This window comes from Streptomyces sp. NPDC004284, from assembly GCF_042874035.1.
Lineage (GTDB): Bacteria > Actinomycetota > Actinomycetes > Streptomycetales > Streptomycetaceae > Streptomyces.
Map to the genome: position 1 here is coordinate 143,148 of NZ_JBIAMJ010000010.1, position 22,347 is coordinate 165,494.

Annotated in this window: 24 protein-coding genes and 2 pseudogenes; 15 read left to right on the top strand and 11 right to left on the bottom strand. The window is 72.1% G+C overall.

Annotated elements, in window-relative coordinates; genetic code table 11:
- Positions 1 to 43 precede the first annotated feature (43 nt).
- From ACFYUS_RS25120 to ACFYUS_RS25130, 3 genes are all read left to right on the top strand, one after another.
- Positions 44 to 352 (top strand): hypothetical protein, encoded by a 309-nt coding sequence (locus ACFYUS_RS25120; protein WP_388856206.1) that lies wholly within the window; start codon positions 44 to 46, stop codon positions 350 to 352.
- An 81-nt stretch (positions 353 to 433) separates the two neighbouring features.
- Positions 434 to 1,015 (top strand): dienelactone hydrolase family protein, encoded by a 582-nt coding sequence (locus ACFYUS_RS25125; protein WP_388856209.1) that lies wholly within the window; start codon positions 434 to 436, stop codon positions 1,013 to 1,015.
- A gap of 163 nt (positions 1,016 to 1,178) precedes the next feature.
- Positions 1,179 to 2,357 (top strand): hypothetical protein, encoded by a 1,179-nt coding sequence (locus tag ACFYUS_RS25130; RefSeq protein ID WP_388856212.1) that lies wholly within the window; start codon positions 1,179 to 1,181, stop codon positions 2,355 to 2,357.
- A gap of 14 nt (positions 2,358 to 2,371) precedes the next feature.
- Here the strand turns inward: ACFYUS_RS25130 and ACFYUS_RS25135 are convergent, their stop codons facing one another.
- On the bottom strand, positions 2,372 to 2,944 hold the full coding sequence (locus ACFYUS_RS25135) for an NADPH-dependent FMN reductase (protein WP_388856215.1): 573 nt from the start codon (positions 2,942 to 2,944) through the stop codon (positions 2,372 to 2,374).
- Between the two features lie 123 nt (positions 2,945 to 3,067).
- Between ACFYUS_RS25135 and ACFYUS_RS25140 the strand changes: the two genes are divergently transcribed.
- Positions 3,068 to 4,450, top strand: coding sequence for an NAD(P)/FAD-dependent oxidoreductase (locus tag ACFYUS_RS25140; RefSeq protein WP_388856218.1), 1,383 nt, complete (start codon positions 3,068 to 3,070; stop codon positions 4,448 to 4,450).
- Positions 4,451 to 4,492: 42 nt separating this feature from the next.
- Here ACFYUS_RS25140 and ACFYUS_RS25145 read toward each other — a convergent pair whose 3' ends face one another.
- Complete coding sequence (locus tag ACFYUS_RS25145) at positions 4,493 to 5,287, bottom strand: hypothetical protein (RefSeq protein ID WP_388856220.1); 795 nt, start codon at positions 5,285 to 5,287, stop codon at positions 4,493 to 4,495.
- Between the two features lie 182 nt (positions 5,288 to 5,469).
- Between ACFYUS_RS25145 and ACFYUS_RS25150 the strand changes: the two genes are divergently transcribed.
- The 3 genes from ACFYUS_RS25150 to ACFYUS_RS25160 all read left to right on the top strand — a co-directional run bounded on the left by ACFYUS_RS25150 (position 5,470) and on the right by ACFYUS_RS25160 (position 7,556).
- A complete protein-coding gene (locus ACFYUS_RS25150) occupies positions 5,470 to 5,910 on the top strand; it encodes a GNAT family N-acetyltransferase (protein ID WP_388856222.1) in 441 nt (146 codons plus the stop codon).
- An 81-nt stretch (positions 5,911 to 5,991) separates the two neighbouring features.
- Entirely contained in the window at positions 5,992 to 7,071 is a 1,080-nt protein-coding gene (locus tag ACFYUS_RS25155) for a dihydrodipicolinate reductase (RefSeq protein ID WP_388856225.1), read from the top strand.
- A complete protein-coding gene (locus ACFYUS_RS25160) occupies positions 7,068 to 7,556 on the top strand; it encodes a carboxymuconolactone decarboxylase family protein (RefSeq protein WP_388856227.1) in 489 nt (162 codons plus the stop codon). The genes ACFYUS_RS25155 and ACFYUS_RS25160 overlap by 4 nt, the downstream gene beginning before the upstream one ends.
- A gap of 67 nt (positions 7,557 to 7,623) precedes the next feature.
- Here ACFYUS_RS25160 and ACFYUS_RS25165 read toward each other — a convergent pair whose 3' ends face one another.
- The 3 genes from ACFYUS_RS25165 to ACFYUS_RS25175 form a co-directional block, all read right to left on the bottom strand.
- A complete protein-coding gene (locus ACFYUS_RS25165; RefSeq protein ID WP_388856230.1) occupies positions 7,624 to 9,273 on the bottom strand; it encodes a GMC oxidoreductase in 1,650 nt (549 codons plus the stop codon).
- A gap of 115 nt (positions 9,274 to 9,388) precedes the next feature.
- The gene (gene aspA / locus ACFYUS_RS25170; protein WP_388856233.1) at positions 9,389 to 10,822 is read right to left on the bottom strand and encodes an aspartate ammonia-lyase; all 1,434 of its coding nucleotides are present in this window, start codon (positions 10,820 to 10,822) and stop codon (positions 9,389 to 9,391) included.
- Between the two features lie 173 nt (positions 10,823 to 10,995).
- Positions 10,996 to 12,117, bottom strand: a complete 1,122-nt coding sequence (locus tag ACFYUS_RS25175; protein ID WP_388856235.1) for an asparaginase — start codon at positions 12,115 to 12,117, stop codon at positions 10,996 to 10,998.
- A gap of 118 nt (positions 12,118 to 12,235) precedes the next feature.
- Between ACFYUS_RS25175 and ACFYUS_RS25180 the strand changes: the two genes are divergently transcribed.
- Positions 12,236 to 12,700, top strand: coding sequence for an Lrp/AsnC family transcriptional regulator (locus ACFYUS_RS25180; protein WP_041127603.1), 465 nt, complete (start codon positions 12,236 to 12,238; stop codon positions 12,698 to 12,700).
- A gap of 175 nt (positions 12,701 to 12,875) precedes the next feature.
- The gene (locus ACFYUS_RS25185; protein ID WP_388856238.1) at positions 12,876 to 13,679 is read left to right on the top strand and encodes an endonuclease I family protein; all 804 of its coding nucleotides are present in this window, start codon (positions 12,876 to 12,878) and stop codon (positions 13,677 to 13,679) included.
- Positions 13,680 to 13,753: 74 nt separating this feature from the next.
- Here the strand turns inward: ACFYUS_RS25185 and ACFYUS_RS25190 are convergent, their stop codons facing one another.
- On the bottom strand, positions 13,754 to 15,247 hold the full coding sequence (locus tag ACFYUS_RS25190; protein WP_388856241.1) for a SulP family inorganic anion transporter: 1,494 nt from the start codon (positions 15,245 to 15,247) through the stop codon (positions 13,754 to 13,756).
- A gap of 233 nt (positions 15,248 to 15,480) precedes the next feature.
- Positions 15,481 to 16,029 (bottom strand): HPP family protein, encoded by a 549-nt coding sequence (locus ACFYUS_RS25195; protein WP_388856244.1) that lies wholly within the window; start codon positions 16,027 to 16,029, stop codon positions 15,481 to 15,483.
- Between the two features lie 176 nt (positions 16,030 to 16,205).
- Between ACFYUS_RS25195 and ACFYUS_RS25200 the strand changes: the two genes are divergently transcribed.
- The 6 genes and pseudogenes from ACFYUS_RS25200 to ACFYUS_RS25225 all read left to right on the top strand — a co-directional run bounded on the left by ACFYUS_RS25200 (position 16,206) and on the right by ACFYUS_RS25225 (position 19,307).
- Positions 16,206 to 17,027 carry an N-formylglutamate amidohydrolase gene (locus ACFYUS_RS25200; protein ID WP_388856247.1) on the top strand — a complete coding sequence of 274 codons (822 nt, stop codon included), beginning with the start codon at positions 16,206 to 16,208 and terminating at the stop codon, positions 17,025 to 17,027.
- A gap of 10 nt (positions 17,028 to 17,037) precedes the next feature.
- Entirely contained in the window at positions 17,038 to 17,286 is a 249-nt protein-coding gene (locus ACFYUS_RS25205; RefSeq protein WP_388856250.1) for a DUF6296 family protein, read from the top strand.
- 102 nt (positions 17,287 to 17,388) lie between these two features.
- Positions 17,389 to 17,679, top strand: a pseudogene (locus ACFYUS_RS25210) (NAD(P)H-dependent oxidoreductase); the annotation flags it as partial.
- A gap of 210 nt (positions 17,680 to 17,889) precedes the next feature.
- Positions 17,890 to 18,606 (top strand): flavodoxin family protein, encoded by a 717-nt coding sequence (locus ACFYUS_RS25215; RefSeq protein WP_388856253.1) that lies wholly within the window; start codon positions 17,890 to 17,892, stop codon positions 18,604 to 18,606.
- A 65-nt stretch (positions 18,607 to 18,671) separates the two neighbouring features.
- Positions 18,672 to 18,758, top strand: a pseudogene (locus ACFYUS_RS25220) (cold-shock protein); the annotation flags it as partial.
- A 303-nt stretch (positions 18,759 to 19,061) separates the two neighbouring features.
- Positions 19,062 to 19,307, top strand: a complete 246-nt coding sequence (locus tag ACFYUS_RS25225) for a DUF6461 domain-containing protein (protein WP_388856256.1) — start codon at positions 19,062 to 19,064, stop codon at positions 19,305 to 19,307.
- A gap of 101 nt (positions 19,308 to 19,408) precedes the next feature.
- Here ACFYUS_RS25225 and ACFYUS_RS25230 read toward each other — a convergent pair whose 3' ends face one another.
- From ACFYUS_RS25230 to ACFYUS_RS25245, 4 genes are all read right to left on the bottom strand, one after another.
- Positions 19,409 to 20,317 carry a hypothetical protein gene (locus ACFYUS_RS25230; protein WP_388856259.1) on the bottom strand — a complete coding sequence of 303 codons (909 nt, stop codon included), beginning with the start codon at positions 20,315 to 20,317 and terminating at the stop codon, positions 19,409 to 19,411.
- Positions 20,314 to 20,652 carry a hypothetical protein gene (locus ACFYUS_RS25235; protein ID WP_388856262.1) on the bottom strand — a complete coding sequence of 113 codons (339 nt, stop codon included), beginning with the start codon at positions 20,650 to 20,652 and terminating at the stop codon, positions 20,314 to 20,316. Before ACFYUS_RS25235 ends, ACFYUS_RS25230 begins: the two co-directional genes overlap by 4 nt.
- 476 nt (positions 20,653 to 21,128) lie before the next feature.
- On the bottom strand, positions 21,129 to 21,602 hold the full coding sequence (locus ACFYUS_RS25240; protein ID WP_388856265.1) for a hypothetical protein: 474 nt from the start codon (positions 21,600 to 21,602) through the stop codon (positions 21,129 to 21,131).
- On the bottom strand, positions 21,599 to 22,033 hold the full coding sequence (locus ACFYUS_RS25245; protein WP_388856268.1) for a hypothetical protein: 435 nt from the start codon (positions 22,031 to 22,033) through the stop codon (positions 21,599 to 21,601). Before ACFYUS_RS25245 ends, ACFYUS_RS25240 begins: the two co-directional genes overlap by 4 nt.
- Between the last annotated feature and the right edge of the window lie 314 nt (positions 22,034 to 22,347).

The window sequence follows — 22,347 nt, forward strand, 5'->3', positions numbered from 1 at the left end:
CGTCGGTGACGGAAGCCGGCGCAGGAACGAGGAAGCGAGCCCCATGAACCACGCGGACGGCACGGCACCGATCTATGCCGAGCTCATACGGGAGCGGGGGGACGTTCCCGGTGACGTCCGCCAGGTCGCCGAGGAGGTTCTGCGGGATCTGAGCCGTTACATCCAGATGCCTCCGCAGGGGGTCCCCGGCCCTCAGGGCGCCGTCGCGCACGTCGGTGCTCCGCACCCCGGTGCCGGCGCTCCGATGGGCGTCACCGGACCGATGGGTTCCGTCGGTCCCATGGGCGTCGGCGGTCCGGCGGGCATGGTGGGCCAGGCGGGCGCCGTCGTCCCGCACCGGCCGATGCGCTGACCTCGTCCGCCGCACCGTTGTCAGTGGCGTACGTCATGCTGCCCCGCGACGTGACCGTACGGTGACACAGGGGATGACGACATGGCCGAGGTACTGCTCTTCCACCACGCGCTCGGGCTGACGGCGGGCGTCGAGGCGTTCGCCGACGGACTGCGGCGGGCCGGGCACACGGTGCACGTGCCCGATCTGTACGAGGGGCGTACGTTCGAGGACCTGGAGGCCGGCGTCGGGTACGCCCAGGAGGTCGGCTTCGACGCGCTCGTGGCGCGGGGCGAGCGGGCGGCCGAGGAGCTGCCCGGGGAGATCGTGTACGCCGGGTTCTCGCTCGGCGTGCTGCCCGCGCAGAAGCTGGCGCAGACCCGGCCCGGGGCCGCCGGCGCCCTGCTGTTCGCCGCCTGCGTGCCGGTGGCCGCCTTCGGCGCGGAGTGGCCGGAGGGCGTGCCCGTACAGGTGCACGGCATGGACGCCGATCCGTACTTCGTCGGCGACGGGGACCTGGCGGCGGCGCGCGGGCTGGTGGCGGGTGCCGGGGACCGGGAGCTGTTCCTGTACCCGGGGACGGCCCACCTGTTCACGGAGCGCGGCACGCCGGACCACGTGCCGGAGGCGGCCGGGCTGTGCGCCGAGCGGGTGCTGTGCTTCCTGGAGGCCCTCAAGGGGTGAGCCCCGGGGATCGACCGATCGGTGGACCCCGGTGTCGGCCGTCCCGCCCACCAGGAGGGGCCGGGCGGCGGACCGGGCGGCGGTGGGCGCGGGTGGAGGATCGGGGCAGGGCGCGGACCCCCGGCGGGGCCGTCCGCGCGGTCGCCGTACCGAGGAGTCCGTCATGCCGAAGTTCCGCCGTTCGTCCCGTGCCGCCCGGGTGCTCGTGCCCGGCGCCGTGGCCGTGGCCCTGCTCGCGGGCTGCGCCCAGGGCTCCGGAGGGGCGGCCTCGGCGACCGGCCCGGCGGCACCCGCCGGGACCTCCCCGGCGGCCGGATCGCCCACCCCCGGCTCCCCCGTCACCGTGACGCCCGACCCGGACGGCACCGTCGCCCCGGGCACCCTGCTCGTCACCGACTTCGGCTCCGACACGGTCACGTTCGTCGACCCCGCGCGGGGCGCCACCGGCTCCGTGGAGGTCGGCACCGCGCCGTACGGTCTGGCCGTCGGCGGGGACGGGCGGGCCTGGGTGGCGACCGCCGAGGGCGTGGCCGTCGTGGACACGGCGGGCCGGAAGCGCCTGGCGCTGATCCCGTACCGCACGGACACCGGGCCGGTGACCACGGGCGAGTACCGGGGCGGCGGCATGGGCATCGCGCTCGCGCCCGACGGGCGGCGGGTGTACGTGGGGGTCAACGTGCCCGGCGGGAACGGCGCCCTGGAGGTCGTCGACACGGCGGCGCTGAAGGTCACGGACGTCGTCCCGGTCGGCCGGCGCCCGTTCGACGTGGACGTGTCGCGGGACGGCGGCGAGGTGTACGCGACGGACCACGACTCCTTCGACGTGACGGTCGTCGCGGCGGGGACGCTGGAGCCGCGCCGGATCGAGGTCGCCCCGTACGGCACGGAGGGCGGGCTCGGTTCCTGGCTCAAGCCGCACTACACGGCCGTACGGCCCTCGGACGGGAAGCTGCTGCTGCCCTTCGAGGGCGAGCGGCTCGCGGTGGTGGACCCCCGGACCGGGCGGACGACGATCGAGCCGATGACGGCGAACACCCATCAGCACGGCACGACCGTCACCGCCGACGGCACGCTCCTGACGGTGGGCACGGGGCCGATCGATCCGGACGTGGACGAGGGGCCCTCCCTGACGGTGCGCACGCCCGGCGGGGCCGAGCGGGTCTATCCGCTGGAGGGCCCGCACGAGAGCGTGGCCGTGTCCCGGGACGGCCGCACCGCCTATGTGACGGGCGGCTTCACCCGGGACGGGTACTGGGACGGTCTGACCGTCGTCGACCTCGGCACGGGCGACACCCGCCGGCTCCCGGCGGGCTCGCGGCCGCTCGGGATCGCGGTCCTCTGACGCCCGTACGGGACTCAGCGCTGGGGCGGCAGGACGGTGAGGACCCGCTCCACGAAGGCCTTGAAGTCGGCCATGAAGTCGCTCAGGAACTGCTGGGTCGTCGGGTCGGTGACCTCGCCGTCCTCGCCGAACAGCCCCGGGGTGAACTGGATGTACGCCTCCGGGGCGTTCATCTGCGGGGAGTTGCAGAAGGAGAGCACCGAGCGGAGGCTCTGCTGGGCGACGGCGGTGCCGATCTTGCCCGGCGAGGTGCCGATGACGGCGGACGGCTTGTGGGTGAAGGAGTTCGTGCCCCAGGGACGGCTGGCCCAGTCGATGGCGTTCTTGAGGGCGCCGGGGATGGACCGGTTGTACTCGGGGGTGATGAAGAGGACGGCGTCGACGGACGCGATGGCGTCCTTGAGCGCCCTGCCCTCCGGCGGGTAGTCGGCGTCGAAGTCGTGGTTGTAGAGCGGGAGGTCCTTGATGGGGATCTCCTGGAACTCCATGCCCGGCGGCGCCACGCGGAGGAGCGCACGGGACAGGATCCTGTTGATGGACGTGACCGACAGACTGCCGACGAAGTAGCCGACCTTGTACGTGGTCATGCGCGCTGTTCCGCCTTCCGTGGGGGGCCGTGGGAACTCCTTCCGCAACGTAACCCGAGGAGCGATACCTCACCAATCACGATAAAAAGGGTGAAACGACGCTCATACGGAAGGGCGGACAGCGTGACGCGACCGAGGATTCTCGTGGTGGGCGCCGGTTTCGCCGGAGTGGGCTGCGTACGGCGGCTCGAACGGCGCCTCGCGGAGCGGGAGGCACTGATCACGCTCCTCTCGCCGTTCTCGTACCAGCTGTACCTGCCGCTGCTCCCCCAGGTGGCCGCGGGCGTGCTGACCCCGCAGTCGGTCGCGCTCTCCCTGCGGCGCAGCCAGCGGCACCGGACCCGGATCGTCCCGGGCGGCGTGGTCGGCATCGACACGGCGTCGAAGGTCTGCGTGGTGCGGACGATCTCCGGGGAGTACGTGACGGAGCCGTACGACCATCTCGTCCTGGCGCCCGGCAGCGTCACCCGCACCTTCGACATCCCGGGGCTCGCCGACCACGCGCGCGGGATGAAGACGCTCGCGGAGGCCGTCTACATCCGCGACCACGTCATCGCCCAGCTGGACCTGGCGGACGCGAGCGACGACGAGGAGGAGCGGGCCGCGCGGCTGCGGTTCGTGGTGGTCGGCGGCGGATACGCGGGGACGGAGACGGCGGCCTGCCTCCAGCTGCTCACCGCGAACGCCGTCAAGCGGTACCCGCGGCTCGACCCCGACCTCATCAAGTGGCACCTGGTGGACATCGCGCCGAAGCTGATGCCCGAGCTGGGCGAGAAGCTGGGCTCCGCCGCCATGGACATCCTGACGAAGCGCGGCATCGAGGTGTCCCTCGGCGTCTCCGTGGCCTCGGTGGACGAGGAGACGGTGACGCTCACGGACGGGCGGGTGCTGCCGAGCCGGACGCTGATCTGGACGGCCGGCGTGGCCGCGAGCCCGCTGATCGGCACGCTCGGCGCGGAGACCGTCCGGGGCCGGCTCGCCGTCTCGGCCGAGATGGCCGTACCCGGGCTCGACGGGGTGTGGGCGCTCGGCGACGCGGCGGCGGTCCCCGATCTCGCCAAGGGCGAGGAGGGCGCGATCTGCCCGCCGACCGCGCAGCACGCGATGCGGCAGGGCAAGGCCCTCGCCGACAACCTGGTCGCGACGCTGCGGAACGAGCGGACCCGCCCGTACACGCACAAGGACCTGGGTCTCGTGGTGGACCTGGGCGGCATGGACGGGGTGTCGAAGCCGCTCGGCGTGGAGCTGCACGGGGCACCCGCGCAGGCCGTGGCCCGCGGCTACCACTGGGCGGCGCTGCGGACGAACGTGGCCAAGACCCGGGTGATGACGAACTGGCTGCTCAACGCCGTCGCGGGCGACGACTACGTGCGGACCGGGTTCCTGGCCTCGAAGGCGGGGACGCTGCGGGACTTCGAGTACACGGACGCGTATCTGACGCCGGAGCAGGTCCGCGAGCACACGGCCTCGTTCCGCGGGGCGGTCGGGTCCGGCGGCGGGAACTGACGCCGCGCGGCGCCGGGACCGGTCCCGGCGCCGCGCGGGCCGTCAGCGGGCGAGCTCCGGTGCCGGGCCCATGACCACGACCGGTTCGGCGGCCGGGTCGAGGGCGCGCAGGAGTTCGCGCAGCACCTCGCGGTCCAGGGCGACGCAGGCCTGGGTCGGTCCGCCGTGGTCGACGTGGATCCAGACCCCGCCGCCCTTCTCCTCGCCGAGGGGGCGTTCCCTGTCGAGCGGGGAGCGGCCGGGCACCCGGTTGTAGTCGATGGCGATCACATGGTCGAAGGAGCCTTCGAGGGGTTCGCCGGAGAGGCCGGTGCCGCTGATCTCGAACTCCTCGTCCTGGTCGTACGGGAGCCGGGCGCCGGGGTCGGGCAGCAGGCCGCCCGCGTCACCGATCCGGAAGACCCCGATGGGGCTGCGCAGGTCGCCGGCGGTGTGGTCGTCGGTCCAGCCCCGGAGGGCGTTGTGGGCCGGCCACGGTCCGGCGATCTCGGTCCACCGGCCGGTCGCGGCACGGGAGTAGAGGCTGACGAGGGCCGTGTTGGAATCGGCGGTGGCGCCGGTGACGACGAGGGCCTGGGTGGTGGCGGCGGGCACGAGGGCCTGGGTGGCGGGGCCGATGCCGGGGATCCGGGGCGTGGCGACCGGGGCGGACGCGAGGTCGTTGGCGGCCACGCCCGGCGGGCCCTGGGCGGGGCGGCTGTCGCCCGAGGCGGGCGCGGTCGTCGAGGCGGGTGGGGCGGGTGCGGGCGGGGCGGGGCTCGCGCAGCCGGTGAGCAACAGGGCCGCGCACAGTGTGCCGGCGCTCAGCAGCGCGGGGGCGCCCTTGCGGACGGGCATGGGACGGCATCCTCCTGGCCGGGGGCAATGCAGCGATCCGTACCCGTTCGGCGGGCGGCACTGCCGCCGGAACCGCGCCCTCACCCGTACGGACGCGTCTCCGGGGCCGGGAAGAGCCGAACCGGGAAGAGCCCGACCGGAAAGAGGTTGACCGGGCGGGGCGGCCGCGCTTTCCTGCGGGGATGAATGATCTTCGTATCGAACAGGCGCGGACCGAGGAGCAGCTCGCCGACTGGCGGGCCGTGCACAACACGATCATCCCGACGGCGGTGCTCTCCCCCGAGGAGGTGCGGGAGCGGGCGGGCCGGAACCGGCTCGACGTCGCGTACCTCGGGGAGGTGGCGGTGGGGTGTTCGACGGTGCGCCCGCCCGACGAGGAGACCCCGGCGGCGACCGTGATCGCCCGGACGCTGCCCGGGTACCGGGGGCGGGGCTTCGGGACCGCGCTGTACGAGCGGGGGCTCGCGCACGCGCGGACGCTGAGCGACGGGGGCGTGGAGACGGTGGTGCTCGCCTCGAACGAGGAGGGGCTGCGGTTCGCGCTGGCGCGCGGCTTCGTGGAGGTGGAGCGGTACGTCCTGCCGGGGGACACGATTCCGTTCGTGGCGCTGCGGCTGGCCTGACGGAAGCCCCTTACTGACGATCCGTCAGATCGTCGCGTCGCGGGTCTGGGAACCTTCGGGGCCCGGCGCTACCCTCCGCGCATGATTCGGACGGTGGTGTGGGGTACCGGAAACGTCGGGCGCGCGGCCATTCGCGCCGTGGACGCCCATCCTGGCCTGGAGCTCGCGGCCGTGCTCGTGTCCGACCCGGCCAAGGTGGGGCGGGACGCGGGCCGGCTCGCGGGGCTCGGGCGCGATCTCGGAGTGGTCGCCGGCGACGACGTCGGCGCGGTCCTCGACGGACGGCCGGGGGCGGTGGTGTACGCGGCCTCCGGCGACACCCGGCCCGACGGGGCGCTCGCCGATGTGGCGAGGGCGGTGGCGGCGGGCGCGGTGGTGGTGACGCCCGCGCTGTATCCGCTGTACGACCAGCGCGAGGCGCCGCCCGAGTTCCGGGATCCGGTGCTCGCGGCGGTCGCGGAGGGCGGCGGTTCGCTGTTCGTGTCGGGCGTCGACCCGGGCTGGGGCAACGACGTGCTGCCGCTCCTGGTGAGCGGGCTCGCCGCCACGGTGGACGTGATCCGCTGCCAGGAGATCTTCGACTACTCGACGTACGAGCAGGAGGAGTCGGTCCGCGAACTGGTGGGGATGGGGCGGCCGATGGAGTACGAGCCGCCCATGCTGTGGCCCTCGGTGCCGACCATGATCTGGGGCGGTCAGATACGGCTGATGGCCCGCGCGCTCGGGGCCGAACTCGACGAGATCCGCGAGACGATGGAGCGGCGCCCGCTGGAGTCCACGGTGAAGACCCGGACGATGGGCGTCTTCGAGGCGGGGACGCAGGGCGCGATCCGCTTCGAGGTGCAGGGGATCGTCGGCGGGGAGCCCCGCATCGTGATCGAGCACGTCACCCGCATCCATCCCTCGTGCGCGCCGGACTGGCCGGTGCCGCCGGACGGGGCGGGCGCGCACCGGGTGATCGTCGAGGGCAGTCCCCGGATCGAGGTGACGGTGGCGGCGACCGACGAGGGCGAGAACCGGTCGGCGGGCGGGAACGCCACGGCCGTGGGACGCCTCGTCGGGGCGATCGAGTGGCTGGTGGCGGCGGAGCCGGGACTGTACGACGCGCTGGACGTGCCGCTGCGGCCGGCGGTCGGGAAACTGGGGAGGAGACCACGATGATCATCGACATTCCCGAGGGCCAGGAGCCGATCGGGTACGTGTGGGGCGACATGGTCCCGGAGATCGGGACGGCGGCGGCGAACTTCTCGCTGTCGGTGTACGCCCACACGACCCTGGGGCTGCGCGAGTTCGAGGCGGCGCGGCTGCGGATCGCTCAGATCAACGGCTGCGGCTTCTGTCTGGACTGGCGCACCGACCGGGACGGGGAGAAGGTCGAGGAGGGCTTCGACGCGCTCGTCGCCGCGTGGCGCGAGACGGAGGTCTCGGAGGCCTTCGACGAGCGGACGCGGCTCGCGGCCGAGTACGCGGAGCGGTACGCGCTCGACCACCACGGCCTGGACGAGGAGTTCTGGGCGCGGATGACGGCGCGGTACAGCCAGGCGGAGATCGTGGAGCTGACGATGAGCCTGGGGTCGTGGCTGGCGTTCGGGCGGCTGAACCGGGTGCTCGGGCTCGACACGGTGTGCGTGCTGCCGACGCACTGAGCGCGCGAGGAGGGGCCGGCCGGGGTTCCGGCCGGCCCCTCTCTCGCGTGGGGGCGAGGTCCTCGGTTCAGAAGTCCTCGGCGATGATCCGTTCGATGTTGCGTTCGGCGAGGGCCGTGATGGTGACGAACGGGTTGACGCTGGTGTTGCCGGGGATGAGCGAGCCGTCGATGGCGTAGAGGCCCTGGTAGCCGTGGAGGCGTCCGTGGTTGTCGGTCGCCTGGTCGAGGACGGCGCCGCCGAGCGGGTGGTAGGTGAGGTGGTCGCCCCAGATCTTGTAGGCGCCGAAGAGGTCGGTCCGGTAGATCGTCCCCTCCTTGCTGTTGATCTTGTCGAAGATGGACCTGGCCATGTCGATGGAGGTCTGCTTCCAGGCCCGGTCCCAGCTCAGGTCGACCTTGCCGGTGGTCGGGTTCCAGGTGAACTCGGCGCGGCGCGGGGTGCGGGTGATGGAGAGGTAGAAGGAGGCGTAGGTCTCGATGCCGGTGGGCAGCGGGGCGACCTCGGAGAAGGCCCCGCCGGCGTCCCAGTTGTCGATGCCCGCGGTGGGCATGGCGGACTGGAGCGTCCCGGTGGGGTCCCACATGTGGTTGGCGCGGCCGCACATGACGTTGCCGTTGTCGCCCCAGCCCTTGCCGATGTACTCGTTCAGCAGGGGCAGGGCGCCGGTGGCCTTGAGGCGGGTGAGGAGTTTGCTGGTGCCGACGCTGCCCGCGGCGAAGAAGACCCGGTCGGCACGGACGGTCTTGGTGACGAGGGTGGCGCCGGTGGTGTCGATCTGGTCGATGACGACGGTGTAGCCGCCCGCGGCCGCGGGGCTGACCGAGGTCACCCGGTGGAGCGGGGAGACGTTCACGCGGCCGGTGGCGGCGGCCTGGGCGAGGTAGGTCTTCTGGAGGCTCTTCTTGCCGGCGTTGTTGCCGTAGATGACCTCGCCCTCCAGGGCGGACTTCTGGACGAGCCCGGCGGCCTCCTGCTTCATGTAGTCCCAGTCGTAGACGTTGGGCACGAAGACGAAGGGGAAGCCGGAGCGCTCGGCGTGCTTGCGGCCCACGCGCGCGTACTGGTAGCAGTCCTGGCTCTCCCACCAGTTCACGTCCACCGGCGTGACGCCCAGGCCCGCGTTGGCGCGCGGGTAGTAGGTGGAGTACATCTCGGCCGGGTCGACGGTCGGGAGGATCGCCGGGAAGCGCTCCCGGAGCGGCGTGACGGCCATGCCGCCGTTGACGAGGGAGCCGCCGCCGACGCCGCGCCCCTGGTAGACGGTGATGCCGGCGAAGTCCTCGGCGTCGAGGATGCCGGTGTGGATCGGCACGTCCTTGTCGAGCGGGAAGCCGAGGAACTGGCTCAGCGGCTGCTTGGTGCGGGTGCGCAGCCAGAAGGACCGGTAGTCCGGCTTGGTGGTGTTGGCGAAGATCTTGCCGTCCGGCCCGGGGGTGTCCCAGGCCATGCCCATCTCGATCATGTGGACGTCGACGCCGGCGCGGGCGAGCCGGAGGGCCGCGACGGAACCTCCGTAACCGGTGCCGATGACGAGGGCGCGCACCTGGGCGCCGTCGGGGATGGGGGTGCAGTTCAGGCCGGGGACCTCGGCGCGGGCGGGGGCCGTGATCGTTCCGGCGAGGGCGGCGGCGCCGAGAACAGAACCCGTTCCCGAGAGAAAGCGGCGGCGGCTGACCCCGTGACTTCCCCGGGCGGACAGGGGGTGTTCACTCATGCGATCTTCCTCACTCGGAAGTGAATGGGAACACGTTCTACGACCGGCCGCCGAGGAAGTCACGAGAAACCGACGGGTAACTTACGTCCGGAGAGGCCCTCTTGACCGCACCGCCTCAGAGGACGGCGGGACCGGGGGCGCCGGTGAGGCGTTCGGGGGTGAGGAGTTCGGCGAGGCGATGGGCGGGCAACAGGCCCTTCTCCACCGTGAGTTCGACGACCCCCCGGCCGGTGGCCAGCGCCTCCTGGGCGATGGCGGTGGCGGCCGTGTAGCCGAGGTGCGGATTGAGCGCGGTCGCGAGACCGATGGAGTTCTCCACGGCCGCGCGGAGCGCCTCGGTGTTGGCGGTGATGCCGGTGACACAGCGCTCGGCCAGGGTGAGGCAGGCGGCGCGGAGGGAGAGCAGGCTCTTCGAGAGGGCGTGGAAGATGACCGGCTCGAAGGCGTTGAGCTGGAGCTGTCCCGCCTCCGCCGCCATGGTGATGGTGATGTCGTTGCCGATCACCTCGAAGGCGACCTGGTTGACGACCTCGGGGATCACCGGGTTGACCTTGCCCGGCATGATGCTGGAACCGGCCTGCACCGGCGGCAGGTTGATCTCGCCGAGGCCCGCGCGCGGGCCCGAGGAGAGCAGGCGCAGGTCGTTGCAGGTCTTGGAGAGCTTGACCGCGATCCGCTTGAGGACGCCGGAGAGCTGGACGAAGGCACCGCAGTCCTGGGTGGCCTCGATGAGGTTGGCGGAGGTCACGAGCGGCAGGCCGGTCAGTTCGGCGAGGTTGCGACGCGCGGCCTCGGTGTAGCCCGGGGCGGCGTTGAGGCCGGTGCCGATGGCGGTGGCCCCGAGGTTGATCTCGTGGATGAGCTCGATCGCCTCGGCGAGCCGGCCGCGGTCCTCCTCCAGCATCACGGCGTACGTGGAGAACTCCTGGCCCAGCGTCATGGGCACCGCGTCCTGGAGCTGGGTGCGGCCCATCTTCACGACCTCGCGGAACTCCAGGGCCTTGGCGGCGAAGGCGTCCTGCAGGACGGCCATGGCCTTCAGGAGCTCGCGGGCGGCGCCGATCGCGGCGATGCGGATCGCGGTCGGGTAGACGTCGTTGGTGGACTGGCCGAGGTTGACGTCCTCGTTGGGGTGGAGGTGGGTGTACTCGCCCTTGGCGTGGCCGAGGAGCTCCAGGGCCCTGTTGGCGACGACCTCGTTGGCGTTCATGTTGGTGGAGGTGCCCGCGCCGCCCTGGACGACGTCCACGACGAACTGGTCGTGGAGGTGTCCCGTACGGATCTCCCGGCAGGCGCCGACGATGGCGTCGGCCTTGTCGGAGGGCAGCAGCCCGAGCTCCTCGTTGGCGCGGGCGGCGGCCTCCTTGACGGCGGCGAGCGCGTCGATCAGGAGGGGGTAGGCGGAGATGGGCGTGCCCGTGATGGCGAAGTTCTCGGTGGCGCGCAGGGTGTGGACACCCCAGTAGGCCTCGGCGGGAACGTCCCGGTCACCGAGCAGATCGTGCTCGCGGCGGACGGGGAGGTCGTGCGGGGCCGGTGCGGGAACCATGGGGAAGCCGTCCTTGGGGAGAGCCGGGAGGGTGGGGAGGGTGGGGTACGGCGACCGGTTCCGGGCACGGCGGAGCTGCCCGGCGCGCGGGGCGCCGGTGGAGCGGGTTGATTCCGGCTCGCGGGCGGGCGGAGGGGGAGGGCTCCGCCCGCGAGCCGGGGACTGGGGGCCGGTCAGGCGCGGGCGGCGACCGCCGAGGCCGAACGGGAGTGGCCGGTGGCGAGGGCGGGCTCGTCGCGGACCGGTCCTTCGAGGAGGCGGCGCAGGAGGGTGGTGCCGCGGGCGGGGTCGCCCGCGCCGGTGACGCCTTCGGCGAGGAGCGTGGAGAGGAGGGCGATGCGGGCCTGGCCGGCCCGGAGGGTGCCGGTGAGCAGGGCCCCGGCGGCGACGAGGTCGACCGCGCCGCCGCCGGTGTATATCTCGGCCAGCGGCCCCGCGGGGACACGGGTGGTGACGGCGACGAGGACGCCCTGGGCGACCGCGTCGGCCACGGCGGCGGCGATCTCGGGGGTCGCGTTGCCGGCGCCGGTGGCGACCAGGACGATGCCCCGGGCGCCGGCGGCGACGGCGGCGTTCAGCAGGAGCGGGTCGCCGTCGGAGTGGTGCGTGATGATGTCGACGCGGGGCAGCGGGGTGGCGTCGGAGCCGGTGGCTCCGGGGTCCGCGGTCCGCGCGGCGGCCGGCAGGGGCAGCGGGGCGGGGCGCTCCGGCTGCCGCTCGATGTCGACGCGGGAGAACCCGACGCGGCCGAGGCGCTCGATGGAGGGGTCGGAGAAGGCGTCGGCGGCGAGGGTCTGGGTCTTCACGGTGCCGCGCGCCGCGTGGACGCGCCCGTCGAAGACGACGAGGACGCCGAGGTCGCGGACGGTGGAGGCGACCTGGAGGGCGTCGTAGAGGTTGCCGGGGCCGTCGCCGTCGCCGGTGCCGAAGGGGCGCTGGGCGCCGGTGAGGACGACCGGGCGGGGGTCGCTGTGGTGGAGGTCCAGGAGGAAGGCCGTCTCCTCCAGGGTGTCGGTGCCGTGGGTGACGACGATGCCGTCGACGCCGGGGTCGGCGAAGGTCTCGTGGACCGTGCGCAGCAGGGCGAGCTGGTGGGCCGAGGTCATGCGGGAGCTGTTCACGTTGAACAGGTCGACGACCTCGACGGTGACGCCCTCGGGGAGGGGGGCGGTGGCCAGGACGTCGTTCCCGGAGGCGTCGGCCGCGTAGCCGGTGCCCTGCCAGCGGCTGGCGATCGTGCCGCCGGTGCTGATGACGACGATCCGGCGCGCTCCCCCGTCGTTCGTCCGCTTCATGCCTGCCGTCCTCACTCCGTACCCATTTCTCCTGCGGCCGCAACGATAGGACAGGAGGCGCGCAAGGCGATTGCGAAATCAGCCTCTCCTTTGTTTCAGCGTGGTAGATAATTGCGTCATGGACCGAATCGATCTCCATATCTTGCGCGAGCTCCAGAACGACGGCCGGTTGAGCAACCAGGAGCTGGCCCAGCGGGTCGGGCTCAGCCCCTCTCCCTGTCTGCGCCGGGTGCGCCAGCTGGAGCAGGACGGGGTGATCCGGGGCTACCGGGCGATCATCGATCCGGAGGCGGTGGGGCGCGGCTTCGAGGTCCTCGTCTCGGTGGAGGTGCGGCGGGACCGGGAGACGGTGGAGGCCTTCGAGGAGGCGCTCCAGGACGTGCCGGACGTGATCGAGGCGTACCGGCTGTTCGGGAGCCCCGGCTGCCTGCTGCGGATCGCGGTGGCGGACCTCGCGGCGTACGAGCGGCTGTGGATCGAGCGGCTGACGACGCTGGCCGGGGTCACCGAGGTGAACTCGCAGATCATCATGAAGCGGATCAAGGAGCCGAAGGGGATGCCGGTGGACGTCAGGGGCGTCTGAGGGTCCCGGTTCCGCCGTATGCGAGAACGTCACGGAACAGCCTCCTCCCCGTTACATGACAGGTACCTGACGTGTGCCACTCTCCCGATGACAGGCAGTCAACACGCGTAGACAACGGCCCCGTCGAGTCGGCGCCCGTTGTCCCGCGCGTACCGTCCTCGGGAAAGGGCCCCCCATGTCCGTTGTGCGGACCCGCAGTTGGAAGGTGTGGGCGGCGGCCGCCGCCGCCACCCTCGTCGGCGTCACGCTCCCCACGGTCGCCGCGACTCCCGCGAGCGCCACGACCACGGCGTACGACTCCACGTACTACAAGGACGCCATCGGCAAGAGCGGCACGAGCCTCAAGTCCGCGCTGCACACCATCATCAGCAGCCAGAGCAAGATCTCGTACGACGCGGTCTGGAACGCGCTGAAGGTCACCGACCAGGACCCGAACAACACCAACAACGTGATCCTGCTCTACAGCGGCGTCTCGCGCAGCAAGTCCCTCAACGGGGGTTCCGTCGGCGACTGGAACCGCGAGCACACCTGGGCCCAGTCCCACGGCAACTTCGGCACCTCGGCCGGCCCCGGCACCGACCTGCACCACCTGCGCGCCTGCGACGTCCAGGTCAACAGCACCCGCGGCAACAAGGACTGGGACAACGGCGGCTCCCCGGTCAGCGGCGCGCCGGGCGCCTACACGGACAGCGACTCCTTCGAGCCGCGCGACGCGGACAAGGGCGACGTGGCCCGCATGATCCTCTACATGGCCGTGCGGTACGAGGGCGACGACGGCTGGCCCGACCTGGAGCCCGACGAGTCCTCCAACAACGGCAGCACGCCCTTCCACGGCCGCCTCTCGGTCCTGAAGCAGTGGAACGAGCAGGACCCGCCGAGCGCCTTCGAGGAGCGCCGCAACGACGTCATCTACAACACCTACCAGCACAACCGGAACCCGTTCATCGACCACCCGGAGTGGATCGAGGCGATCTGGTAGTCCGCGCACCACGGACGGGCCCGGGCCGGGCCGGGTTCGCCACCCGGCCCGGCCCGGCCGTCCGGCCCCGGCGCTCAGGCGTCCGCGGGGCGGGCCGGGTGCCGCTCCGGCGGCCCGTGGAGGTGCACGGCGGCGGGGCCGCCGGCCGTGCGGTGGCGGTCGGCCCAGGAGTCGAGCGCCGCCCGGCAGGCGTGGTCGAGGTGGTGGAGTCCCGAGAGGTCCAGCACGACCGGGCGGTCACGCGGCAGGGATTCGAGGGTGTCGAGGATCTTCGGCAGCCGCAGGAAGGTCACCGTGCCCGACAGGCCGACGCGTATCGGCCCCTCGCCCTCGTCCGTGTGGTCGACGCGGAGGTGCGAGGCGTCCCAGGCCGCTTTGGCGACCGAGACGGCGAGTCCGATCAGGACGCCTTCGAGCATGTTCATGGTGACGATCGCCAGGGCCGTCACCACGAGGACGAGCGCCTCGCCGCGGTGGCCCCGCCACAGGGCGACGAGGCCCCGGAAGGGGATCAGCTTCCAGCCCGCGTGGACGAGGATGCCGGCGAGCGCCGCGAGCGGCACGTACTCCAGGGTGCCGGGCAGCAGGGCGGCGAAGAGCAGCAGCCACAGCCCGTGGAGCACCCGGGAGGCCTTGGTCCTGCCGCCCGCCTGGAGGTTGGCCGAGCTGCGGACGATCACGGCGGTCATGGGCAGCGCCCCCAGCAGGCCGCACAGCGTGTTGCCGAAGCCCTGGGCCAGCAGTTCCTTGTCGTAGTCGGTGGGCGGGCCGTCGTGCAGCCGGTCCACGGCCGCCGCGCTGAACAGGGACTCCGCGGAGGCGATCAGCGCGAAGGCCAGGACGGTGCCGATCAGGGCCAGGTCGGTCAGGGCGGAGAGCCCGTCGGCTCCCGGCAGCCGCACGGCGTCCAGCACCCCGCTCACCCGCACGGTCGCCACCGGCAGGTCGAACACGGCGGTGACGAGCGCCGCGAGGAGGACGGCGACGAGCGCGCCGGGCACGGCCCGCACCCTGCGGGGCAGGTGCCGCCAGCCGACGATCAGGAGGATCGTGGCGGCGGCCACGGCGAGCGGGGCGAGCGTCTCCCCGGCGGTCACCGCGCGTCCGAGGGCGGCGGGCAGTCCGAGGAGCCTGGCCGGGCCGGAGGCCGGGGCGTCGAGTCCGGCCGCGGCGTAGAGCTGGCCGGCCACGATGACGAGGCCGATCCCGGCGAGCATCCCCTCGACGACGGAGAGGGAGATGGCCCGGAACCAGCGGCCCCAGCGCAGCAGGCCCATGGCGACCTGGAGCAGACCCGCGAGGAGCACGGCGACGCCGAGCCCGGCCGGGCCCAGGGTCCGGACGGCGTCGAGGACGAGGACGGTGAGGCCGGCGGCGGGGCCGGAGACCTGGATGCTGCTGCCCCGCATGAGGCCGGTGACGACGCCGCCGACGATGCCGGTGACGAGACCGAGTTCGGCGGGGACGCCGGAGGCGAGGGCCACGCCGACGCAGAGCGGCAGCGCGACGAGGAAGACGACGAGGGAGGCGGCGAAGTCCTGCCGGAGGTACGGAAAGGAGGAAGCCATGCAAGGGGTCTTACGCCCTCGCCGGGGCCGTTTCGGACGACTCGGCGCCCACCGGTGGTTTCCGACCGGAACCGGTCTGAACGTGACGCGTTCCCCCCGGAGGAAGGCGCCCGGAGGTGCGTGTCACCGGGGCGCACCGGGCCGCAGGCGCCCGCACACGCGGCCGAGCGGAGGGCGTACGGTCGCCACGCCGGGGGCGCAGGGGGGCGGGTGCGGGGGCGGGGCGCGGTGGCTCACCACCAGTAGGCGGGGTACCTCGGTGCCGCGCGGCGGACGCGGGAGGCGGCGAACGCGGTGAGCACGAGCAGCACCGTGGACCCGCACAGCAGGGGGACGAACCGGCCGGGCGCGGGGGCCTGGAGCACGATGACGACGGCGGTCGCGCAGGCCGGCGAGTGCGGGGTGCGGGCCAGGGTGTTCACCGCCAGGGCGACCCCGGCGGCGACGGCGGCCGCCCAGGCGCTGCCGGAGGAGGCGACGGCCGCCACGGCGTATCCGGCGGCGGCGCCGACGAGGTGGCCGAGGACGACGTTCCGCGGCTGGGCCAGGGGCAGTGCGGGGGCACAGTGCACGAGCGCGGCGCTGGCGGCCAGCGGGGGTATGAGCACCGGTTCGTGGATGAGGGCGCCGAGGGCGACGAGCCCGAGGAGGGCGGCGGTCGCGGCGCTGACGCTGTGAAAGGCGGCGGCGGGCGCGGGCCGGGCCGGGGCGCGCCCGGCCAGCCGGGAAGCCCGTGGGGCGGAAGCGACGGTGTCGGGACGCGGTGCGGCGTCGATGCTCATGGGATGCGCGGTTTCCGGGACAGGGACGGGCAGACGGGAAGGGGTGGTCGTACGGGTCCCTGTGGTCGACAGTCGGCCCGGTCTCACGCCTGGGCCTGGTGCGGCGGCGCGACCTCGTCCCACTCTAACCAGCGGTTTCGCCACGGCGCGGGCGGGGTCGGAGGCAGGATCGCCGCATGACCGACACCACGCCCTCCTTCCGCCTCCTCCCCGGCGCCCCGGACTCCCCCGTCCTCCTCCATGTGCCGCACTCCTCGCGCGAGATCCCTCCGGACGTGCGCGCGGGGATCCTGCTCGGCGACGAGGAACTCGCCCTCGAACTGGACCGCATCACGGACTCCCACACGGCCGGGATCGCCGCCGTGGCCGCTGCGGCGGCCGGCACGGCGCCCTGGCGGTTCGTCAACGGGCTCTCACGGCTCGTCGTCGACCCGGAGCGCTTCCCCGACGAGCGCGAGGAGATGCTGTCCGTGGGGATGGGCGCGGTGTACACCCGGACCACCCACCGCGCGCCGCTGCGGCCGGCCGGCTTCGACCCGGAGCCGCTGATCGACCGGTACTTCGCCCCGTACGCCCGGGCCATGACGGAGGCCGTGGCCGAGCGGCTGGCCGTCGCGGGGCGGGTGGTGGTCATCGACGTCCACTCGTACCCGACCGGGCCGCTGCCCTACGAGCTGCACGGCGACGGCCCGCGCCCACCGGTCTGCCTCGGCACGGACGCCTTCCACACGCCCCCCGCGCTGCTCGACGCGGCGCGGCAGGCGTTCGGCGGGTTCGGCGGCGTGGGGACGGACAGCCCCTTCGCCGGGACGTACGTGCCGCTGGAGTTCCACGGCCGGGATCCGCGGGTGAGCGCCCTCATGGTGGAGATCCGCCGCGACCTGTACATGAGCGAGCCGGGCGGCCCCGCGAACCCGGGCGCCGAGGCCCTCGGGGCGGCCCTGGCCGCCCTGGTCGACGCGGTGGCCCCAGCAGGTGAGCCTGTCCGATCGGCGTAAAATCGGGGAGATGAACCCACTCCGCTACGAGCTGGTGTTCTCCGACAGCACAGGCTCGGCCCAGGACGTCGTGATCGTAAAACGCACCCAGCTCACGGGGTCCGGGGGCCATCCGGTGTACAGCGACGCCACCGGCATCATCCGGGCCGAGATCAGCGACCAGGCCGAGGTCCGCATGCTCGCCTCGGGCGGCCATCAGGAGCACGACCGAAGCGTCCGGGCCCGCCCGCTCCCCGATGCCGACGGCTCCCCCCTCTGAAAGCCCTCATGCGTCCGGTCGCCCCGGAGCGACCCGGGGCGCGCAGGCTGCGGGGGTGGGCCCCGGCCCGGGGCCCGCCCCCGCAGCGAGGAGCCCCCGCCGATGTCCGCGCCCCCAGCACCCCCGTACCGGTACGACGACCTCAGCGCGCTGTACCTCAACTGCACGCTCAAGCGCTCCCCCGAGGCCAGCAACACCGAAGGGCTGATCGAACGCATCCCCTCGGTGATGGAGGCACAGGGGGTGACGACCTCGCCGGTACGGGCGGTGGACCTGGACATCGCGACCGGCGTGTGGCCCGACACGACGGAACACGGGTGGGCGCCGGACGCCTGGCCCGAGCTGTACGAGCGGGTGATGGCCGCCGACATCCTGGTGCTGTGCGGGCCGATCTGATTCGGGGATACATGTCATCGGTTCGGGGCCACGCGGGTGATCGGGTGGCCGACTCCGTGACCGTTGGCGCGGCGTTCGGTCATTCCGCCCGACGAGGCGAGACAGTGGACGGGATTTTCGGCCGGACCAACCCGGGACCCTATCGACGTCGGCAACCGGGCACGTTGCGCCGCCCGACCACCCACTCGTCCGCAAGGGGACGCATCGATGACCGAAACCGGCACGTCCTACCGTGATCTCCGCGCCCTGGTGATCAACTGCACCCTCAAGCGGTCGCCGGAGCGCAGCCACACTCAGGGGCTGATCGACATCAGCACCGGGATCATGGAGCGCCAGGGCGTCGAGGTCGAGGTGCTGAGGGCGGTGGATCTCGACCTCGCGACCGGTGTGTGGCCGGACATGACCGAGCACGGGTGGGAGACCGACGAGTGGCCCGTCATCTACTCGAAGGTGATGGCCGCGGACATCCTCACCTTGGCTGGACCTGTATGGCTGGGAGACAACTCCTCGGTCATGAAGAAGGTGATCGAGCGCCTGTACGCCTGCTCGTCGATCCTGAACGAGCACGGCCAGTACGCGTACTACGGCCGGGTCGGAGGTTGTCTGATCACCGGCAACGAGGACGGCGCCAAGCACTGCGCGATGAACGTCCTCTACAGCCTCCAGCACCTCGGATACGTCATCCCGCCGCAGGCCGACGCGGGCTGGGTCGGCCCGGCCGGCCCGGGACCGTCGTACCTCGATCCCGGCTCCGGTGGTCCGGAGAACGACTTCACCAACCGCAACACCACCTTCATGACCTGGAACCAGCTCCACCTCGCCCGGATGCTCAAGGACGCCGGCGGCATCCCGGCGCACGGGAACCAGCGCTCCGAGTGGGACGCCGGCTGCCGCTTCGACTTCGAGAACCCCGAGCACCGTTAGGGCGGGCTGGGCGCCGTAGAGAAGCCGGGGATCAAGCAGTGGACACCGAGTGCGAGGGACATGTGATGGCTACCGGAACCATGAAGTGGTTCAACGCGGACAAAGGATTCGGGTTCATCGCCCAGGACGACGGCGGCCCGGATGTAGTGGTCCTCGAGCAGTAGGCCACGCTGCGACGACCGGCTGCTGACCGGCAGAAACGTCTCAAGACCGACCAGTTCGGTCGCCGATGGGCGAAGGCGGCAGAGGGGGCTCGCGATGGCGCATGGGGTCCGAGGCCCCTGTGTTTGAGCCGGGGCGTTTCGGCGGCCGGCTTGAGTGCTGTAGGTGCCGCTAGGGCTGTCGCCCGCTGAGCTGATGTCCCGGCTCGAAGGACGGCCGGAGGCACCCTTGCAAGGCGTCGACGCCGCCTTCGCCCAGTACTACCTGGAGAAGGGGACCGACAACTGGTCGCCATGACGACGGTGGGCACCTGGACACTGCTGATCGAACCCAACGGCTACCTCGGGGTCACCGAGGAACAAGCGCTGCCGGCCCCCGCGGGGGCGAGCTGGGTCTCCCCCTTCGACGGCGACGATCCGGAGACGGATCTGTCCTCGACGGCGGCGTTCGCTCTGGCCGCGCACCTGACCGGCGTCGCCGTCACTCCCGCGCTGTTCCAGGGCACGACGTTCACCTGCGCCACCGTGAAGATTCGCTGACCGATCCCCGGCCCGTGGCGGCAGGCCCGGAACGAGATTCCCGTCGCGCACCGGGCCTGCACCGTTGCCGTGAAGGCAAGGTCGGATCGGTCTGCACGAAGTCAGGCCTGTTCCCACGGTGTGGGATCTGGGCGGCGATGCCACCACCAGCCGCCCGAGGTCTGTCCAGACGCACCGGTCAGCTCCCTGCGAAGGCTTCCCGACGGGTCTTCAGCCGTTGCAGCGGCAAACCGGCTGTCCAATTCCTCCAGAGCTTTGTCAAGCAGCTCGGTGACCTCGCGAGGCAGTCGGGCACCGATGCCGGCGAGCTCGTCGCGGGCTTCCAACCGTTCTCGATAGAGGTCGGCCGGATACCACCCTGATGGCGCCCACCCGGATTCCAGCTGCCTGATGACTCGCTCCCATACGACCAGGTTGTCCCTGGCGGACCAGATGGGGCTGCCCGTGTCGTCGTCCCAGGCAAGCCGCGCCAGGCCCGAGGCTGCTTGCCGCACCTGCTCCACCGATGCCGCGAAGGCCTCGGCCACAGGAGTGTCCGGCTTCTGTTCCCGCACGATCTCGGCGAACCTCACCACGATCGCCCGGGGCAGCTGCGCCACCGGCGCCTCGACGGCGGTGACCTCGTAGAGAGGGGGCTCGTCGTCGGAGAGTTCGAGCCGGGCACGCGTGAGAAGGCCGTCCGGTGTCACTGCCCAATAGGCGCTCGGAAGTGCTTCGGCTGCGGGGTACAGGACTGTCGTCGTGGCCGCCTTCGCGAACGCCTCGGCGATCTCGGACTCGAGCGGCTGATCAGCCGCTTCACCCTGGACGTAGATGTCCAGCGACCACGCGATGTCACCGTGGACTGCGCGGTGTTCGCACGAGACGGGCGCATCCCAGTTCCGGAGGTCGGGGTCGCCGTCAGGATCGGCCACGTCCACATCACCGATCGCGACACCAAGGCTTCCGGCAAGTGCGACGCCCATGGTCTCGGGGCTGACGGCGCCGACGGCAAGGAGGTTGTACGTCACGGATACGTCCCGTTGCAGATGGCCAGGGCTTTCTCGACGATGCCTGGGTTGTTGGTGAAACGCGGGTTCCTGGTCAGCTGCGGTGCGGCGCTGACGTCCCCCTTCGCCTTGGCTACCTGCTGCAGGGCTGCGTACTCGTTTCTGTCGAGCTTCACGATGCCTGGACCGGAGTCGGGATAGACCCTTCCTGAGTCTTCGACACCATAGACCCGCCCGTTCACCTCGTAGCGGTCGAGTTCCTTGACGTAGGTCGCCTTACCACCGGCGATGTCGGCTATGCCCTGGGCAACAGCGCTCTGGCGGCCTCGCAGGATGACACTGTTGCTCTCTTTCACCTCGCCACTGGCTGCCCCCGAAACAGTGTGGCGCGCGTGGGGCGGTTTGAGCTCCTTGCCTGCAGCCGGCCCTTGCAGCTCGCTCGATGCCGGCCAGGGACCTCGACCAGGTCCCGAGCCCGACCCGGAGGGCGCCCCCGTTCGAAAGGTGTAGGGGTCGCCGGCCGGGATCCCGTCGGGAAGCCCGGCGAAAGCGGGTCGGGTCCACCGATACCGCTCGCCGACCCTGGAAACAGCCCTGCGAGTCCGCCGCCTTCCCGGGCAAGCTGAAACGTCCTTCCGGCGCCGCCGAGCGCTCCGCCGGTAAGGGCTCCAAGAATCCGGCGTCCCGGGCCTCGTCCAGGTTGAGGCCACGGTCTGAACGCCCGCAGCGATTTTGAGCGGCTGGGCGACAGCAAGGTCGACGGTGACGGATTCGATGCCCGCGAGGGCTGCGGTCGCGAAGACGGTGCCGGCGATGGTGGCGACCTCTGTCGTCAGAGCTGCTCCCACAGTCGCGGCGAGCTCGACGATGGTGGCAGTGGCTGCAGCCGCGCCGACTTCAGTGGCTCCGAGGTGAAGAACGCCAGGGCAGTACCGGCGACGATGACGGCTCCGGCGATCTCCACCTCATGGTCGAGCCTCTTCTTCGCGTCGGCCACGGCATCGGCGTACTTGTCGATGCCGTCCGCCAGCGAGCGGGGACCATCGACAAGGTCCTGCGGCCACCCCTTCTTGTCGCTGTAGTAGCGAGCCCGGAAGGGGTCCGCGAAGGCGGAGATCGCCTCGCCGGAGTTGTCGTGAATCAGCGTCTGCGCCGCCTTATCGGCAGCTACCGCTATGTCTGCCATGTCGTCAGCGAAAGCGCGCCGGGCGTTCGCGATGTCGCGCAGTTTGCCGACGTTGCCCGCGGGCCACTCGATTCCGGTGACGTCAGTGACGATCTCCCGGACTTCGTCACCGGCACTCACTCCTGGCGCCCCGGGCCGTCGGGTCCCTCATCGGCCGCGGGCACCACCTTCCGGAACATCGCCTCGATCAGAGCTTCGTTCTCTATGTGCCCGTCCGCCATGTCGACCATCGCCGTGTGGATGCTCGCCAAGCCCTCCTTGATGATGCCTGCGGAGTGCTGGATCCGTTCGACGATCGGCCCGTACGTGTCGTGGAACTGCCGTCCCGGCTCATCGTCTCCCCAGGCCGCCCCCGCTTTCGCCAGCGCCGCGTCCACCGCTCCTTCGGCCGGCTGACCACCCCCCTCGAGCCGCACCGCTGCGGCCGGCGACGCCGACTGCCCGCGGAAGCGGCCAGGATCGTGGCCGCTTCCTGGGAGGACACGGATGCCGAGCACAAGCGGCGGCAGCTGCTGCAGGAGATTCAGTGAGCCGTTTTCATCCTCCGGCACAGGATGAAAGAGATTCAGTGAAGACCTGCCCGGTGCCGCGCCCGGCTGGCGGCGCGTGGGGGCGCGTACGCGGGGAGCGTGCCCCCGTCTTTCGCGCCAACGTCGCTCCACCGGGCCGAGTACTGCGACCAGGGGCTTCTCCGACTGACGTGTGCTGCCCGAGCGCTGCGGACTCGGCCGGGGCGGCGATCGGTTCTCCGTGGCCACCTGGCCGTTCCCCTCATGCTCGACCGCTAGCGATCCAGCGTCTCCGAACCAGAGCAGCCGGTGTGGGGCCGTACGCGCCGCTTTCGATCGAGCCGAGCGCCCCGGCG